At 34.9% G+C, this 16,563-nt stretch carries 15 protein-coding genes; 10 read left to right on the top strand and 5 right to left on the bottom strand.

Translation table 11 applies throughout. From position 1 onward, the window contains the following. Nucleotides 1-441 precede the first annotated feature (441 nt). Together Q0516_RS02065 and Q0516_RS02060 are read right to left on the bottom strand one after the other, a co-directional pair. Complete coding sequence (locus tag Q0516_RS02065) at nt 442-966, bottom strand: nucleoside recognition domain-containing protein (protein WP_294468380.1); 525 nt, start codon at nt 964-966, stop codon at nt 442-444. Next, nucleotides 960-1,541, bottom strand: a complete 582-nt coding sequence (locus Q0516_RS02060) for a nucleoside recognition domain-containing protein (RefSeq protein WP_294468378.1) — start codon at nt 1,539-1,541, stop codon at nt 960-962. Before Q0516_RS02060 ends, Q0516_RS02065 begins: the two co-directional genes overlap by 7 nt. A gap of 186 nt (nt 1,542-1,727) precedes the next feature. On the opposite strand from Q0516_RS02060, the gene Q0516_RS02055 reads away from it, so the two are divergent. From Q0516_RS02055 to Q0516_RS02040, 4 genes are all read left to right on the top strand, one after another. Next, entirely contained in the window at nt 1,728-2,771 is a 1,044-nt protein-coding gene (locus Q0516_RS02055) for an alcohol dehydrogenase catalytic domain-containing protein (RefSeq protein WP_294468375.1), read from the top strand. A 789-nt stretch (nt 2,772-3,560) separates the two neighbouring features. Beyond that, complete coding sequence (locus Q0516_RS02050; RefSeq protein WP_294468373.1) at nt 3,561-4,205, top strand: TetR/AcrR family transcriptional regulator; 645 nt, start codon at nt 3,561-3,563, stop codon at nt 4,203-4,205. An 88-nt stretch (nt 4,206-4,293) separates the two neighbouring features. Continuing rightward, nucleotides 4,294-5,541, top strand: a complete 1,248-nt coding sequence (locus Q0516_RS02045) for an MFS transporter (RefSeq protein WP_294468371.1) — start codon at nt 4,294-4,296, stop codon at nt 5,539-5,541. Nucleotides 5,542-6,451: 910 nt separating this feature from the next. After that, nucleotides 6,452-7,222, top strand: coding sequence for a nitroreductase family protein (locus Q0516_RS02040; RefSeq protein WP_294468369.1), 771 nt, complete (start codon nt 6,452-6,454; stop codon nt 7,220-7,222). A gap of 55 nt (nt 7,223-7,277) precedes the next feature. On the opposite strand, the gene Q0516_RS02035 is transcribed toward Q0516_RS02040, so the two are convergent. Continuing rightward, on the bottom strand, nt 7,278-8,120 hold the full coding sequence (locus tag Q0516_RS02035; RefSeq protein WP_294468367.1) for an aldo/keto reductase: 843 nt from the start codon (nt 8,118-8,120) through the stop codon (nt 7,278-7,280). Nucleotides 8,121-8,244: 124 nt separating this feature from the next. Here Q0516_RS02035 and Q0516_RS02030 point away from each other — a divergent pair, with 124 nt between their 5' ends. Both Q0516_RS02030 and Q0516_RS02025 read left to right on the top strand, forming a co-directional pair. Further along, complete coding sequence (locus Q0516_RS02030; protein ID WP_294468365.1) at nt 8,245-8,667, top strand: MerR family transcriptional regulator; 423 nt, start codon at nt 8,245-8,247, stop codon at nt 8,665-8,667. Between the two features lie 267 nt (nt 8,668-8,934). Further along, on the top strand, nt 8,935-9,444 hold the full coding sequence (locus tag Q0516_RS02025; RefSeq protein WP_294468363.1) for a helix-turn-helix transcriptional regulator: 510 nt from the start codon (nt 8,935-8,937) through the stop codon (nt 9,442-9,444). A gap of 369 nt (nt 9,445-9,813) precedes the next feature. Here Q0516_RS02025 and Q0516_RS02020 read toward each other — a convergent pair whose 3' ends face one another. After that, nucleotides 9,814-10,110 carry a sigma factor-like helix-turn-helix DNA-binding protein gene (locus Q0516_RS02020; RefSeq protein WP_294468360.1) on the bottom strand — a complete coding sequence of 99 codons (297 nt, stop codon included), beginning with the start codon at nt 10,108-10,110 and terminating at the stop codon, nt 9,814-9,816. 212 nt (nt 10,111-10,322) lie between these two features. Between Q0516_RS02020 and Q0516_RS02015 the strand changes: the two genes are divergently transcribed. Both Q0516_RS02015 and Q0516_RS02010 read left to right on the top strand, forming a co-directional pair. Continuing rightward, complete coding sequence (locus Q0516_RS02015) at nt 10,323-10,916, top strand: S24 family peptidase (RefSeq protein ID WP_294468358.1); 594 nt, start codon at nt 10,323-10,325, stop codon at nt 10,914-10,916. A 67-nt stretch (nt 10,917-10,983) separates the two neighbouring features. After that, complete coding sequence (locus Q0516_RS02010; RefSeq protein WP_294468356.1) at nt 10,984-11,940, top strand: ketopantoate reductase family protein; 957 nt, start codon at nt 10,984-10,986, stop codon at nt 11,938-11,940. 656 nt (nt 11,941-12,596) lie between these two features. Here the strand turns inward: Q0516_RS02010 and Q0516_RS02005 are convergent. Beyond that, a complete protein-coding gene (locus tag Q0516_RS02005) occupies nt 12,597-13,244 on the bottom strand; it encodes a Crp/Fnr family transcriptional regulator (RefSeq protein ID WP_294468354.1) in 648 nt (215 codons plus the stop codon). Nucleotides 13,245-13,384: 140 nt separating this feature from the next. On the opposite strand from Q0516_RS02005, the gene Q0516_RS02000 reads away from it, so the two are divergent. Further along, entirely contained in the window at nt 13,385-15,289 is a 1,905-nt protein-coding gene (locus Q0516_RS02000; RefSeq protein ID WP_294468352.1) for an acyl-CoA dehydrogenase family protein, read from the top strand. Nucleotides 15,290-15,301: 12 nt separating this feature from the next. Further along, on the top strand, nt 15,302-16,504 hold the full coding sequence (locus Q0516_RS01995; RefSeq protein ID WP_294468350.1) for an FprA family A-type flavoprotein: 1,203 nt from the start codon (nt 15,302-15,304) through the stop codon (nt 16,502-16,504). Nucleotides 16,505-16,563: the final 59 nt, after the last annotated feature.

Raw genomic sequence — 16,563 nt, 5'->3', positions numbered from 1 at the left:
TTATATCCCAATTACCTAAAAGCGTTATTCTCTTTACATAGAAGATAAAACTTTTTATTAGAATGAGCTTTGAGCAGAGGTTTGATTGGAAACAAAGTATCATTTGATATGGAGTTAAAATAAAAAAAGAGAATTATTAAAATAATTTACTGCATTTATATATAAATTACCTAGGCTAAGAGCATTATTCCTTTTTCATGAACCCAACACGAGGATTTTTTAGATTGTATTATTTCCAAGTCTTGTTTATTTGCTGGTGTAACTGTGAATAAAAACAAACAGAGATTTTTAGTAATACATGAAAAAAGACTCTCATGAATGTTTTTTGTGAAATCAAAACCATAAAAACAAGTTTGTGAGTTTTCCAATATTTTAGTTAGAGTAAAGAGTTAGTATGTAGCCTTGATTGGTAAGATAACCGACCATTTAAATTATATTTTGTTAAGTGAAAAAGATCATTGATATTATATAAGCGAATATAAACCCCACAAGGTCGGCAAGAAGACATGCTTTAAGAGCATATCTGATATTTTTTATGTTTTCTCCTGATAGGTAGACGTTTAGTACATATAATGTAGTTTCCGTTGAGCCCATCATTACGCTTGCCGCAAGACCTATAAATGAATCGGGGGTGAATACTTTGAATATATCACATAGTACTGCACTGGCTCCCGAGCCTGACAATGGTCTGAACAGCATCAAAGGAAGAAGTTCGCTTTTGAAATGTATAAGGCTGCATGCAGGGGAGAGTATCTTTACGATAAATTCGCTAAGCCCGCTTTCACGAAAGACACTGACGCTTACGGTGAATGCCAAAAGGAACGGAAATATGTTTAAAGTTGTTTTTATCCCTTTTTTAGCACCTGTGACAAATGTCGCATAAATATCTATATTTTGCTTCATTCCATAGGTCAAAATCCCCAATATTATGACGATTAATACGCCTGATGATATCAAATTTAACATTTGTTATACCTTTTGAAAATTTTTGCTATTATTATTCCCGAAATTGTCGTAAAAAGGGTGGAAAGAAGTATGGGGATAAAAACTATCCCGACATTAGTGGAGCCGTAGGACATCCTGTAGGCAAATATGGATGTTGGTAGAAGCTGAAAACATGTCGTATTTAGTATCAAAAACATAATCATATCGTCATTCAATGTATCTTTTTTATCATTTACCTTATTCATTTGGTGCATTGCCTCTATACCAAATGGTGTAGCTGCATTCCCAAGACCGAGGAAATTGGCGGAAAGGTTTAAAATAATAGCATTTATAACTTCTTTGTTATGTTTCAAGTCTTTAAATAATATATTTATAATGGGACTAAATAAACTGTTGACCTTATCAATCAATTTGCTTTTCGTTATTATTTCCATCATCCCCATCCAAAAACACATCGTTCCGAGTAATGAAATACATATCTTTACCGTGTCCTCTCCCGAAGTTGAAAATGCTTTTGTAACATTTTCAATATTTCCTGTTGCGACTCCGTAAATCACGGAAATTATAATTATAAAATACCAAATTTTATCTAACATAAATTCTCTTTTTCCTCCTAAAAACTTAAAAATGTGACATTTGTCATGTAGATTTTATAAAAAAACAAAATGTAAACTATTTCAAATTACAAAAGTTTCATTTTTTATATTTTATTCTGCTTGACTTTGTGATATAATCAATTCATCGAAAAAATAAAAAAAATTAATTTTAAGGAGAAATAATAAATGGAAGCAGTCGTATTTAGAGGACCAAATGATTTTAGTTTAGAAGAAGTAGAAACACCTAAATGTCCTGAAAAAGGTGTGTTAATAAAAGTAGATGCAGTAGGGCTTTGCGGTTCTGATATAAGAACATTCTCTTCAGGCCATAAAGATGTTACACCGCCACATATCCTAGGTCATGAAGTTGCCGGTGAAGTTGTGGAAAGCAGCAACCCTAATTATCCTGTAGGCGAAAAAGTAGTTTTAAACCCACTTATCAAACTTTGCGGAGAATGTTATTTCTGTAAACATGATTTAAAAAACCACTGCAGCAATAAAAAAGTACTCGGTACAGAAATGCCGGGAGGATATGCTCAATATGTTGCACTTCCTGAGGAATGCTGTACAGATGACGGTATCGTAAGAGCACCGGAAGGATTTAACTTAGATTTAATACCGCTTGCTGAAACACTTTCAAGTGTATACTCTACACAAGAATTCGCTAACGTAAAAGAAGGCGATGTTGTAGTAGTAATCGGAGCAGGTCCATTAGGAAACTTACATAGTGCAGTTGCAAAAGCAAGAGGAGCTAAAAAGGTTATCATTTCAGAACCAAGTGAATCAAGACTTGATATGGCAACAAGATTTACAACTACAGACGATTTCGTAAACCCACAATACGGTGATTTACATGACTTCGTTATGCAGGAAACAGAAGGCGTTGGTGCTGACGTAGTTATCACAGCTTGTCCTGTAGGTTCAGTTCAGGTAGAAGCAACACATCTTCTTAAACCAAGAGGAAAAGTTATCCTTTTCGGAGGACTTCCAAAAGACAACTGTCACGTAGCATTTGACTCTAACTTGATTCATTATCAAGAATTAGTTCTTTACGGCGGATATGCTTATGCTCCTGAAGTATTTGCTAAAGCTGTTGAACTTATCACATCAGGTCAAATTGATGCAAGCCAATTCGTTACACACGTTATTCCTCTAAGAGACATCAAAAAAGGTATCGATTTAGTTAAAACAGGTGAAGCTATTAAAGTAGTTTTGAAACCTTGGGAATAATCCATATATTCTTTTTAAGGACCGCTATATGCGGTTCTTTTTTTATTTCTTTATTAAAGAAACAACAATCAGGGGCGCTGCCCCTAAAACCCCTTTTATAAGGGACTCTGTCCCTTAAGAACCCTGCCCTTTTTTGTCCAAAGAAACAAAAAAGGGGTAAAAATTCTTCCACTGCGTGGTGCTAAGAGCTTCGCTAAAAGGGATATTAAACTTCTTAAGTCATTCACCCACATATTACCTAAAAGATTTATTAACTTTAATTTAAGATAAAACTTTTATTTATTGGGTTAGGATTAGCGACTGTTTCACAAAATGCAGGCAGCATTTTGTGAAACAGTCGCTATAAGCCTCTGCGGCTCCAGCGGAGATTTTGATTGCTTACCCATTTGAAAAATGAGCTGGATTTTAATAAAATTCAGATGTGCCTTGGCACATTAACAGGCACGAGCGGATTTGCTTTAGCAATATTTGCTAGTTTCTTTATTTAATCTCTGCCCGAGATTTTTGAAACGACCGCTATCCAAACCCCTTGCATTGAAAGTATTATCTTAAATAAAAGTTAACAAATCTTTTAGGTAATTTGCGGTTGAATGTATAACGTAAGTTTAATATCCCTTTTAGCGAAGCTCTTAGCACCACGCAGTGGAAGACTTTTTTCCATATTTTTTGGCTTCGGAAAAAATATGGTCGCCCTTTAGGGCGAAATCAAAAATTAACCATTGACAAAAAAAGATAATAAGTATATCATGTAAACATACCAACGGTATGTATGGAGGTTATACATAAATAATGTCAAGGAATAAACACCCCGAAGTTACGGTCAACAGAATAATCGATGCGGCTTATAAACTTTTTTCCACAAAAGGATATGAAGGTACGTCTATTCAAGATATACTCGATGAGCTGGGGGATCTTAGCAAGGGAGCCATATATCATCATTTTGCTTCAAAGGAAGAAATATTTGAGGCTGTGAGTGATAGAGTGTATAAATTAAGCGAAAAGGAAGCTATGGAGACTATCGAAGACAGTAATCTTACAGGTCTTGAAAAGATAAGGACTTTGATTTTGGTTTCTATTACCAGCTCTGTACAGCTGCCATTTATTGCAGCTTCTCCGGATATCTTGCAAAATCCTAAATTTCTTGCTCAGCATTTATATACTTCTCTAAATGATGTAGCACCAAACATACTAAAGCCCATAATAGAAGAGGGGATAGCGGACGGATCAATTAAGGGAGAAAATCCGAAAGCAATGGCGGAAGTCTTGATACTTCTTCTTAATATTTGGATGGATCCTGCGATTATCAATTATGATAAAGATGAATTTAACGACAAGGTATTATTTTTAAAAGGATTGTTAGAAAGTATGGGAATGGATATCGTAAACGAAGATATGATGAACAAACTCGATGGGTTCAGAAATATACTTAGTTAAATATTACTGCCTAAGGGCAGTTTATTTTTAAAGATTTACATACCGACGGTTGGTATTAAAATGAAAATGACTTATGAAAGGATGACAAATGAAACAACAAAAATTATTTTCAAAAGATTTTACTTTAATAGTGATAGGGCAGATTATATCGCTATTCGGGAATGCTATTTTAAGGTTTGCACTTCCGCTTTATTTGCTTAATAAAACGGGTTCACCTTCATTATTTGCTATGGTGTCCGCATGTGCTTTTATTCCGATGATAGTGCTTTCTCCAATAGGAGGTATAGTTGCGGACAGGGTAAATAAAAGGAACGTGATGGTAATACTGGATTTTGCCACCGGTTTTCTTATGTTATTATTTACATTCCTGTTCAGCAGTGTAAATATAGTAGTCTTATTTATAGTGACTTTAATGCTACTTTACGGTATTGCGGGAGCTTACCAGCCTTCCGTGCAGGCGAGCATACCCGCACTTATGACGGATGAAAATCTTGTCGGTGCAAATGCGATAATAAATCAAATCAACTCTCTTTCAAACCTTATCGGTCCGGTTGCGGGAGGTGCTCTTTATGGTTTTTTCGGACTTAAACCGATACTTATAATAAGTATAATATGCTTTTTATTCTCGGCTGTAATGGAAATATTTATCAAGATACCTTTTGAAAAGAGAGTAGATACGGATGGTATTTTCAATATAGTAAAAAAGGATTTAAGAGAAAGTGCGGGATTTATAAAGAACGATAAACCTATTATCGGTAAAGTGATTGTTATTGTATGTGCTTTCAATTTATTTTTAAGTTCCCTTATAATAGTAGGACTTCCGGTAATAATCACCCAGTCTCTTAATTTTTCCGAAACCGTATCATCTCAGCTTTACGGTATAGCACAGGGGATAACTGCACTGGGAGGTTTAATGGGAGGTATTTTGACTGCAACCAAATTTAAGGACTTTGAAATGGAAAAATGTCATGTACTTTTATCATGGGCTGCAATTTTACTTGTTCCCATAGCCCTTTCGATGATGTTTGGATTATCCGATGTATTTGTATATGTTATAATCATTGTTTCTGTTTTCTTAATAATGGCTTTTGCTACCATATTTACCATAAAAGCGATGACCTTTTTACAGATTGTAACGCCCAATCATTTAATAGGAAAATTGATCTCGCTTGTTATGTGCCTTTCTATGTGTTCACAGCCTTTGGGACAGCTTATATATGGATTTTTATTCCAAAACTTTATGACTGACAGTTATTTTGTTATATTCATAGGTGCATTAATGAGTTTAATCATAGGTCTTCTTTCCAAGAGAGTATTTTCTGTTATTAATGAGTAGACATATTCTTTGAGTAATATTCGCTCTGTTCCGTTGTTTATCTCTGTTCTGTGACCGGATAAATTTTTATAAAGACGTGTATGTGTAAAAGAATACATGAATTTTTCTACATTAATTTGCTATATAGAAAATCAAGAAATGGTGCCAATTAATTTTTAAAAGGATATAGGAATAAAAAACAGTAACTTTTAAATAAGTTAACAGTTAATTTATATTGATATAAAGTGATGATTTTTGAAACTAATGAGATTAAATTTACTAAGGTATAATGAAAATCATAATCTGATTATATAATAGAGATGTTATTTTTGACAAAAGTATATAAAATTAAAGTTTTTTGTTCAGATATATAAGAATAAAATTATTATTATTTATTAACGGTTACGAAAATAAAACTTTTTATTTAGTGGTAAACCGAAGGGATTTATAAATTTAAATACTGCCGTTTGTCAATAGAAATATATTTTTAGGGTAACTATAAAATTATTTTATAAAAAGCTTTAATTTAACCTTATCAAATTTTCTATCACCTAATAAAATTGAAATTTTATTGTTATGTTAGAAATAAAAAAAATCAAGTGCTTGAGAAAATTGCAGTCGATTTTTGATAGTAAATTTTAAGAATTATTTTTCAAACTTATAGTAAATAACATAGTTCGTTTTTTATCAATAAAAATGAAATATTAATATTTACCATATTAAATGATTAAAAGTTACTTTAAATTATAAAATTTTATTTTTAATTATTGATTATCATACCAATAAATTTAAGGGAAATAATATATATTTAAATCTTATTATAAATAATGATATTTTTAATGGGAAAGATATTCTTTACGGATAATAAAAATTAAAAATGTTTTGTTATAATACCTAAAAGTCTGATTAAAAATATAAACGGAGGTAACTGATGAAACATACGATTGAGGTCGATGTAAATAAATGTATCGGATGCGGAGCATGTAAAAGAGACTGTCCGACTGCGAATATAAAAGTAGAGGATAATAAAGCGAAAGTCATTACAATGGAATGTTTGTACTGCGGGCATTGTGAAGCGATTTGTCCCAAGAAGGCAATAAGTCTTACAGATTTTGATGAAGAGACAAAAGAGTATGATGAAGCGGGAAGACTGGATCCCAAAGAACTTATGAGAGCAATAAAGACCAGAAGAAGTATTCGTAGTTTTAAAAATAAAGAAATCGCGAAAGAGGTCATTGAGGATATTATCGAAGCGGGAAGATTTGCACCTACGGGTAAAAATGCTCAGAACGTTTCTTTTATAGTGATTGAAAAGGATAAAAAAAAGATTGAAAAAATAGCGGTAACTTTATTCAGAAGGCTTGCTAAGTTTATCAAACCATTTTCAAAGGAAGTTTCAAGGGTTGAAATAAATGAAGATTTCTTCTTCAAAAAGGCGCCTACGGTAATCGTTATAGTATCCGAAGATAAAGTCAACGGTTCTTTGGCGGCGGAAAATATGGCTTTTATGGCAGAGGCTTACGGGCTTGGAGTTCTGTTCAGCGGATTTTTTGCATCGGCTGTAAATCACAGCAGGAAACTTAAAAAAGAACTCGGACTCAAAAGGAAAGATAAAGCCGTAACTGCTTTGGTGATCGGTTATCCTAACGTTAAATATTTTAGGACAACAAATAAAGAACCGGCAAAGGTCACAAAACTTTAATAGTTTTTAAATAATAATCTTCAAAAAAATCAAAAAAGGGATAGATATCCCTTTTTTAGTGTACACTTGCCAAATATTCTACGGTTTCGGGGTCATAGTGATTTAAGAACAGACTTTCTTTTTGGTCAAGAGTAGCTATAATATCCATATCTTCACTTGATAGATTGAAGTCAAATACATCAAAGTTTTCATTCATTCTTTCTTTGTGTGTGGATTTAGGAATGACGACAATTCCTTTTTGTATTAAAAATCTTAGTGCTATTTGAGCATTCGACTTGTTGTATTTATTTCCTATCTCCTTTAATACTTCATTTAAAAACATGTCGTTTTTCCCTTCTGCGAATGGTCCCCATGCTTCTATTTGAACACCATACTTTTTCATTATTTCATGAGCTTCATTCTGCTGATTGAAAGGATGAGTTTCGACTTGATTTATCATAGGTGTTATTTCATTGAATTTGATTAAATCCACCAGTCTGTCAGGGTAAAAATTGCTTACGCCTATCGACTTTAATTTGCCTTCTTTGTAAGCTTCTTCCATAGCCCTGTAAGTGCCGTAGTAATCCCCAAAGGGCTGATGTATCAGCATTAAATCTATATAGTCACTCTTTAATTTATTTAGAGATTCTTCTATTGAAGCCTTTGCTTTTTCGTAGCCCGCATTCGTTATCCATATTTTAGAAGTTATAAATAAGTCTTCTCTTTTTACTCCGGATTTCTCCACTGCATTTCCGACCGCTTCTTCGTTAAAGTATGCCTGTGCCGTATCTATCAGTCTGTATCCAACGTCTATAGCGTCTATTACACATCTTTCACATTCTTTTAAGTCGGGGATTTGATATACTCCGTATCCCAGTATAGGCATTTTTAAACCATTATTTAGTTTTACATATTCCATTTTTCTTCTCCTTATTAATAAAACTTTTCACTCGATTTACATTTTGTAAAATAAGTGATATAATGACTTTACTACCTTAGAGTAACTCTAAGTCAAGAGTTTTTATAAAAAAGGAGAAAAAATCATGTACACGGTAAAAGATGTCAGCAAAAAATTGAATTTGAGCGAGCATACTATTCGCTATTATACCGATAAAGACTTGATACCCAGTGTTAAAAGAAATAAAAATAATGTACGTTTATTCGATGAAGAGTCTATAAATTGGTTTATAGGGATAAAATGTCTTAAGGATTGCGGGATGTCTATTGAAGATATAAAGAAGTATATCGATTTATGTCTTGAAGGCGACAGTACCGTAGAGGAAAGATTTGATATCATATTGAAACAGAAAGAAATAGCAGAGAGGCAGCTTGAAGAAGCAAAGGACAGGCTTATATATCTTGAAAATAAAGTAAAGCATTATGAAGATATAATGAACGGTGATATCCCCGATAATACAAATCCACAGAAAAAAGGATATTACAGTGAGCATGTCGATGTAGTGTGATATTTTTAAAGGTGTAAGATAATCATTACTCCCAAAGGTGCAGACTTTTTTTGGGGGAAATAGTGGATTTATTGGGAAAATTCCAATATATATTTTGTTGGATAAATATAAAATATAGAATAAATTTACCGGATTTAGCCCTTCTTCTACGCTTCATTGACAAACTTTCACGACCATAAATCTTGAATGTTAATATGAGTTGCTTGAAGCAACGGTGAGTACCTCATACAATAGTGTTGACAAATGAAAGAAAGGAAATTAGCCCTAATGTTAAACGAAAACATAAAAGCACTTAGAAAATCAAAAGGACTTACGCAAGAAGAAATTGCTATTAAGCTTAATGTTGTGAGGCAAACTGTCTCTAAGTGGGAGCAAGGATTGTCGGTCCCCGATTCTGATATGTTGATTTCTATATCTAAGGTGCTTGAAACGTCCGTAAGTACTTTGCTTGGGGAAAGTGTTACGGAGTCTAAAGTTCATGATTTAAAAGCGATCTCGGAAAAACTGGAAGTCATAAACTTACAGTTGGCACGGAGGAAGACAGCGAGAAGAAAAATGCTTCATTGGCTGTTTATTTCATTGTGTGCGGTCATGATAACGATTTCTGCGGTATTGATAGCATTAAACAGTCCTTACTTAAGCTGGGATTATAATGACCCTGAAACTGCCGTTGTCGGAACAATATTTCATGCACTTGAATGGCTTTTTGTCAGATCGGCACCGTTTATTTTTATAGGGTCAATTGCCGGTATTTATTTGACGCGAAAGAAAGTATAAACCTGATCTGCCTTTTTATGGTTCAGACTTAAAACCACGGTTCATGGGGACTTGAAAAGAAGAAAATCAGGATTTGCTAATAATTAATTTATGTGTGTATGTTTTATTTTATAAATAGAGGAATTATGTTTTTTATGTGGATATAACAATACTTCATTATCTATTAGACAATAATAATTGTAATCAAGTTTGATTTGTAAAATTTTTATTATATATTAGTTTTAAGTAATATACAAAAAAGAGACTCTATGTCTCTTTTTTTTGATGATAATTCAAAAAAATGTAAATTATTTAAAGGTAATATTATTAGGTTATGTGTAAAAGTTTAAAATATTATATACTGAGGTAAAAGGTTGATTTATCCGTTTGTTACGCTGCGTCTTTGCCGAAAAGTACATGTTCCATTTTTCTGATTGCGGCTGTTTTTACCTTTGATGTATATTCTCTCGTAAGCTGGATCTCAAGTGAGATTTCATACATTGTAAGATTATTTATATAAAAATCGGTTATGATCTTCTTTTCCAAATCAGTAAGGCATTCCATGGCTTTATTTATATTATCCATGAGCTTTCTTGTATTTTCTTCTTCTCTTATTTCCAGGATCTTTTCATAAATAACCATTTCTTTAAGTAATTTTTCTGTTTTTTTATAGTTTGTTGATTTCATGTTTAATCTCCTTTTTTCTTCTTTATTTTCAGATTTTATTTTGTTTGATATGAATTATATTCATATTTTAATATAATTGGTAATTCATGTCAAGATAAATATGAATATTATTCAATATAGAACAAGTTTATCTTTACATTCTGAATATAATTCACTATAATATAGGTATACATATATGGTTATAAAATATTTTTGAAACGGAGAATTAAAAAATGTTCGGTGAAAAATTGAGGTCTCTTAGAAAAGAGCATGGTATGACTCAGGTTGATCTTGCAAATGCTTTGGATTTGGATAAATCTTCCATAGCCAAATACGAGAGTGCGGGGATAATCCCTTCCGTAGATACTCTTCAAAAGATTTCTGCTTTATTTAATGTATCTATCGACTATTTATTGAATGCACCCTTCGGGGATATAAATAATGTTGTGAATGTAGAGATAATAGGAACTGTTGTTGCGGGAAGAGACGGGATAGCCACATATGAATTCCTTGGGATATCTCAGGCTATCAATATAAATAATAAGGACGAATATAAATATTTAAAAGTAAGAGGGGACAGCATGGCTCCTCAGATACTGGAAGGGGATTTGGCGCTTGTCAGGCTTCAGCCGGATATAGACAGCGGAGATTTGGCTGTTGTCATAATAGGCGGAGAAGAAGGCGTAATTAAGAAAGTTCAAAAGACGGATAATTCGATATCCCTCATTTCCTTTAACCCGATGTATGATACAAGAGTTTTTGTCGGCAAAGATATGGAGCAGCTTCAGATATTCGGTAAAGTTGTAAAAGTTGAAAGAAGTTATTAGCATAGGTTCTTATTTAAATCAAAAAAGCATACACCTTATTATTGTAAGTTAAATTAAGGGGTATTAAATGAAAATATTGATTTTAGGTTTGGGGGCAGTGGGAACTGCCTACGGTTTTACCTTTAAAAAAGCGGGACACGAAGTTTATCATTTTATAAGAGAAAATAAGAGAGACAGCGTTCAAAAAAGGCTGGATATCAGTTTCCTGGACGGAAGATATCGAGAAAAAGGCGAAAATAAAAAAGATTTTTATGAAGTGGCTTTAGCCGAAGATACTTCATATGATTTTATCTTTATTTCAGTATCGCCGGATATGGTAGAGGATGCGGTAAAAACTATAAGAGATAATAATATAAAAGGTACTTTGGTACTTTTCAATGCACTCTGGTATACGAGAAAAGAACTGGAACAAATCACTTCGGGGTATGAATATATATTTGCTTATCCTCTGACTGCGGGGAAGATAAATGAAAATACTTTCGATTTTGTCTTGTTTAAGTCAATAATGCTTGAGAGAAAAGAAAAATCGAATATAAAAAATTATAATGATATCGTAAAGTTATTTAACGACTGTGATATAGAAATAGAATCTCCTTACGATATGCTTCAGTGGATATGGGTATATATGGGAGTAAGTGCGGGTTTTATAACCACAGCGGGAAGATATTTTGATTTGAGGGATACTAAAAACGCTTTCTTCAGCGTCGTAAATTCTTCCGGGGCAATATCCAATTCCTTTGCTTCTATCAGGCAGATATGTTCCATCATACGTTCAAGAGGCGTGGATTTAAGGTATTATAAGGACATACTTTCAAACTATAATACGCCGCCGATGATAGCGGGTATGGTAATAAGAAATTCTCTTAAAAACAATGAATTCATGAGAAGGATCTTAAGTCTCGATATAGACATAAAGGACTTATTCTATGTTTGCAGAGTCGTTTATGAGTGCGGGAAGGAAAACGATGTAGACTGTCCTGTCTTCTATGAAAATTACGAAGAGATGATGAAGAAATATCATTAATAAAAAGACTTCATATTATATGAAGTCTTTTTTGATTTCGCCCTAAAGGGCGACCCATTTTTGTCCGAAGCCACAAAAATGGGGAAAAAGTCTTCCGCTCAAGCCGCGGTGGCTAGAAACGCGGTCGAATTTTGGGAAATTGTTACCCACAATTTCTCCAAACAACCGCTACCCCGTCTATAAATATAAAAAGGAATTTAGTTTAGTGACTATTTCTATCTCATCAAATGAAATGTTTTAACTTTCTGAAAAGTTAACAAATCTCTAAGGTAAGTTGAATATGATAAACTAACATGAATGTGATAACTTTTTTGCCTAAGCTCTTCTCTAAAAGGGATATTAAACTTACTAATGTTAATCACCCTCAAATCACCTAAAAGAGTTATTAACTTTAATTAAAGATAAAACTTATATTTATAGGGGATGGGGTAGCGGTTCTTTCACAAAATGCGGTTAGCATTTTGTAGAAAATCGAACCGCGTTAAGAGCCACCACGGCGAATGAGTGGAAGCATTTTGCCCAGTATTTTTTGCTTAGGAAAAATACTGGCGGGTGGTAGGGCAGAGCCCTACAAGAGGTTTTAGGGGCAGAGCCCCTTATAAAAATATTTGAATAAAAATGAGGATTTGACATAATTTACTGTTAAGTTGGGGATACTATTTATCTGTATTTAATAAAAGAAACTTACGCTTGCTGGATCTTATTATACCTTTATCGTTCATGGATTTTATTTCTCTGGTCATAGCACTTCTGTCAATGCATAGATACTGGGCAAGGGAAGAAAGTGACATAGGTATGGTAAAAGGGTTTACTCCCGACACACTTCTTACATATTTTAAATATGCTATGAGTTTTTTTTGGATAGTCGGCTGTCTTATTATATTTAAGTGAAGAGAGAGCGACTGAGCTCTTTCTGCTGCCATCATAAAGAGATTGCTTATTAACTTTGTGTGGTGAGGACATACTTTTTCGCATGGGGTTATTATGTGATCGTAATCTATGAACATGACTTCGCAGTCATCTTCGGCGGTTATTATGTATTCATAATTATCCAGAGGAAGATAGAATATCTGTCCGAACATATCTTTATAGGAATATGTTTCAAGAAGCATATCATTGCCGTCGATATCAAGTGCATGAAGCGATGCATTCCCGCTCAATATAAGACCTACTGCGATTTTATCATCGGAGTAGCGAAGGATGGTATCGTTATGTTTATAATTTTTTATTTTCGGATCAAAACATACTAACATTTGATTTATTGAATCATCTGATATCCCGTCATCTATAAAGTACTTGTTCATAATATCCTCCAAGCATATAAAGTTTTTTTATATTATATCATAAATGTTGCAAATGTCACAAATATATTTGTAAAAAAGGTTTACAATAATAATAAATCAAGAGTAAATGATCAATTTCAATTTAGAAAGGAGAAATGATTATGTTATTTACAGCTACGAAAGAACACGAGGAGTTTCGTCAAAAAATCAGGGATTTTGCGGAGAGTGAAGTAAAGCCCATTGCTTTTATGCTTGACCAAAACAACCAATTTCCCGATGAAATAGTAAAGAAAATGGCAAGCCTTGGATTTATGGGTATACCATATCCGAAGAAGTACGGCGGTGCGGGGCTAGATATAATTTCCTATGCTATCGCGGTAGAAGAATTATCGAGAGTAGACGGAGGCGTCGGAGTTATACTTTCAGCTCACGTATCCCTTGGCTCTTATCCTATATTCGCATTCGGAACCGAAGAGCAAAAGAAGAAATATTTAGTTCCTCTTGCAAAAGGTGAAAAGCTTGGTGCATTCGGGCTTACAGAGCCGAATGCGGGAAGTGACGCAGGCGGTACCGAAACCACTGCTGAATTGAAGGGGGATTATTACCTTTTAAACGGCGGAAAGATATTTATAACCAATGCGGATAAAGCAGATACTTATGTAGTTTTCGCGGTAACCACACCCGGTATAGGTACGAGAGGGATTAGTGCATTTATCGTTGAAAAGGGTTGGGAAGGTTTTGAATTCGGAGACCACTACGATAAGATGGGTATTCGATCTTCTGCTACGGCAGAGCTTATATTCAATGACGTTAAAGTCCCTAAAGAAAACCTGCTCGGTAAAGAAGGCGAAGGCTTTAAGATAGCTATGGCGACTTTGGACGGCGGACGTATCGGTATCGCTTCTCAGGCACTGGGTATAGCTCAGGGGGCATATGAAAATGCGGTGGAATACGCAAAAGAGAGAGAACAGTTCGGTACAGCAATCGCACATAATCAAGTCATTGGATTTAAGCTTGCGGATATGGCAACAAAGCTAAGATGTGCCAGATTTTTAAATTATTCTGCGGCAGAGTTAAAAGAACACCATGAGCCTTACGGTATGGAATCCGCAATGGCTAAGATGTATTCATCGGATATTTGCCTCGAAGTCGTGAACGACGCACTTCAAATCTTCGGCGGAAGCGGTTATCTTAAAGGTATGGACGTGGAAAGAGCTTATCGTGACGCAAAGATTTGTACGATATACGAAGGCACAAATGAGATACAAAGAGTTGTAATAGCTTCTCATATAGTTGGTAAGGCTCCTAAGAAAGAAAAAGTTTCTGCGAAAGCAAAGGGAGCTATAACGGGAGCAAGGAAGAAAAAGATATTTGAAGAGGGCGATATCAATAAAAAGGTAGAGGACCTTGTAAACGCACTTGAAAACGACGGATACGATTTTACCGTTGGAATAGATATAGATACACCAATCCCCGAAGCCGAAAGAGTAGTAAGCGTAGGCAAAGGGATAGGGGATAAAAAGAATATGAAGCTTATCGAAGACTTGGCGGTCCAGGCAGGAGCGGCGATAGGTTCTTCAAGACCTGTGGCTGAGACCCTTAAATACGTTCCTCTAAACAGATACGTGGGTATGTCAGGTCAGAAGTTCAATGGGAACTTATATATCGCATGCGGTATTTCCGGTGCGGGACAGCATCTTAAAGGTATAACCGGTGCAACTACGATAGTTGCCATAAATAAAAATAAGAATGCACCTATATTCAAAAATGCGGACTACGGTATCGTCGGAGATTTGATGGAAGTACTTCCTGTACTTACAAAGGCTTTGGATAACGGTAAGGAAAAGGAACCTGCTCCTCCTATGGTCAAGATGAGAAAAGCTACACCTAAGAAGGAAGCTCCGCCTTGGAAGACTTTTGTCTGCAGCGGCTGCGGGTATGAATACGACCCTGCTGTGGGAGATGAAAGTGCGGGAGTTTCTCCGGGAACACTCTTTGAAGCACTTCCGGAAGACTGGATTTGTCCGGACTGCGGAGAAAGCAAGAATGAATTTATAGAGGCATAAGGAGGTTAATAAATGTATAACGTAAGAAAAGTAACAGAGGATCTATACTGGGTAGGCGCCAGCGACAGAAGGCTTGAATTGTTTGAAAATGTTCATCCGATTCCCCGCGGTGTTTCATATAACTCATACTTATTACTGGATGAAAAGACGGTTTTGTTCGATACGGTCGACTGGTCTGTAGCAAGACAATTTTTAGAAAATGTTGAATATGTGCTTGACGGAAGAGACCTTGATTATTTGGTCGTAAATCATATGGAGCCGGATCACGGCGGAAGTATAGAAGAGATATTAATAAGATATCCAAACGTAAAAATAATCAGTACGGAAAAGGCATTTTTGATGATGAGACAGTTCCACTTTACCGTTGACGGTCATGTGGACGAAGTAAAAGAAGGAGATACAAGGAAATTCGGTAAACACGAAGTGACTTTCGTCATGGCTCCTATGGTCCACTGGCCCGAAGCCATGGTAACCTTTGACCTTACTAACGGAGTATTATTTTCGGCAGATGCTTTCGGTTCCTTCGGAGCTTTGGACGGAAGGCTCTTTAACGATGAAGTAAACTTCGACAGAGACTGGATAGACGATGCAAGGAGATATTATACAAATATCGTAGGTAAGTACGGACCTCATGTTCAGGCACTATTAAAAAAAGCGGGAACCATAGACATCAAAATGATTTGTCCGCTTCACGGTCCCGTTTGGAGAAACGATTTTGGATATCTCTTAGATAAATATGATAAATGGAGCAGTTATGAACCCGAAGAAAAGGGAGTTTTGATAGTATATGCGTCTATGTACGGTAACACCGAGAATGCGGCAAACGTACTGGCTTCAAAGCTGGTGGAAAGAGGAATGAGCAATATTTCCATGTTCGATGTTTCAAAGACTCATATTTCATATTTGATAAGCGAAACATTCAAACTAAGTCATATAGTGCTTGCTTCGGTTACGTATAACCTTGGGATATATCCGCCTATGCACAATTATTTGATGGATATGAAGGCACTAAACGTTCAAAACCGTACAGTAGCCTTAGTGGAAAACGGTTCTTGGGCACCTAAGTCCGGAGAACTTATGAAGGAATTCCTGGATGAAATGAAACTTATGACTGTTTTAAACGAACAAGTATCTCTCGTTTCCGAACTCAACGAAAACAGCATCGTTGAAATGGATGTTTTGGCGGATGCGATTATTGAATCTATAAACGAATAGTATTTAAGGGGCGCTGCCCCTTACACCCCGGCACTTTTTAAAAGATTAAAAAGTACCAA

Origin of the sequence: uncultured Anaerofustis sp., from assembly GCF_938029165.1 — a bacterium.
Taxonomy (GTDB): Bacteria; Bacillota; Clostridia; order Eubacteriales; family Anaerofustaceae; genus Anaerofustis.
The sequence above is the reverse complement of the archived record's forward strand: the minus strand, read 5'-3'. Positions and strand labels throughout refer to the sequence as shown.

Excerpts from the sequence above, each read along its gene's own strand:
- Q0516_RS02065 (WP_294468380.1), bottom strand. The coding sequence starts at position 966 with ATGTTAAATTTGATATCATCAGGCGTATTAATCGTCATAATATTGGGG.
- Q0516_RS02060 (WP_294468378.1), bottom strand. The coding sequence starts at position 1,541 with ATGTTAGATAAAATTTGGTATTTTATAATTATAATTTCCGTGATTTAC.
- Q0516_RS02055 (WP_294468375.1), top strand. The coding sequence starts at position 1,728 with ATGGAAGCAGTCGTATTTAGAGGACCAAATGATTTTAGTTTAGAAGAA.
- Q0516_RS02050 (WP_294468373.1), top strand. The coding sequence starts at position 3,561 with ATGTCAAGGAATAAACACCCCGAAGTTACGGTCAACAGAATAATCGAT.
- Q0516_RS02045 (WP_294468371.1), top strand. The coding sequence starts at position 4,294 with ATGAAACAACAAAAATTATTTTCAAAAGATTTTACTTTAATAGTGATA.
- Q0516_RS02040 (WP_294468369.1), top strand. The coding sequence starts at position 6,452 with ATGAAACATACGATTGAGGTCGATGTAAATAAATGTATCGGATGCGGA.
- Q0516_RS02035 (WP_294468367.1), bottom strand. The coding sequence starts at position 8,120 with ATGGAATATGTAAAACTAAATAATGGTTTAAAAATGCCTATACTGGGA.
- Q0516_RS02030 (WP_294468365.1), top strand. The coding sequence starts at position 8,245 with ATGTACACGGTAAAAGATGTCAGCAAAAAATTGAATTTGAGCGAGCAT.
- Q0516_RS02025 (WP_294468363.1), top strand. The coding sequence starts at position 8,935 with ATGTTAAACGAAAACATAAAAGCACTTAGAAAATCAAAAGGACTTACG.
- Q0516_RS02020 (WP_294468360.1), bottom strand. The coding sequence starts at position 10,110 with ATGAAATCAACAAACTATAAAAAAACAGAAAAATTACTTAAAGAAATG.
- Q0516_RS02015 (WP_294468358.1), top strand. The coding sequence starts at position 10,323 with ATGTTCGGTGAAAAATTGAGGTCTCTTAGAAAAGAGCATGGTATGACT.
- Q0516_RS02010 (WP_294468356.1), top strand. The coding sequence starts at position 10,984 with ATGAAAATATTGATTTTAGGTTTGGGGGCAGTGGGAACTGCCTACGGT.
- Q0516_RS02005 (WP_294468354.1), bottom strand. The coding sequence starts at position 13,244 with ATGAACAAGTACTTTATAGATGACGGGATATCAGATGATTCAATAAAT.
- Q0516_RS02000 (WP_294468352.1), top strand. The coding sequence starts at position 13,385 with ATGTTATTTACAGCTACGAAAGAACACGAGGAGTTTCGTCAAAAAATC.
- Q0516_RS01995 (WP_294468350.1), top strand. The coding sequence starts at position 15,302 with ATGTATAACGTAAGAAAAGTAACAGAGGATCTATACTGGGTAGGCGCC.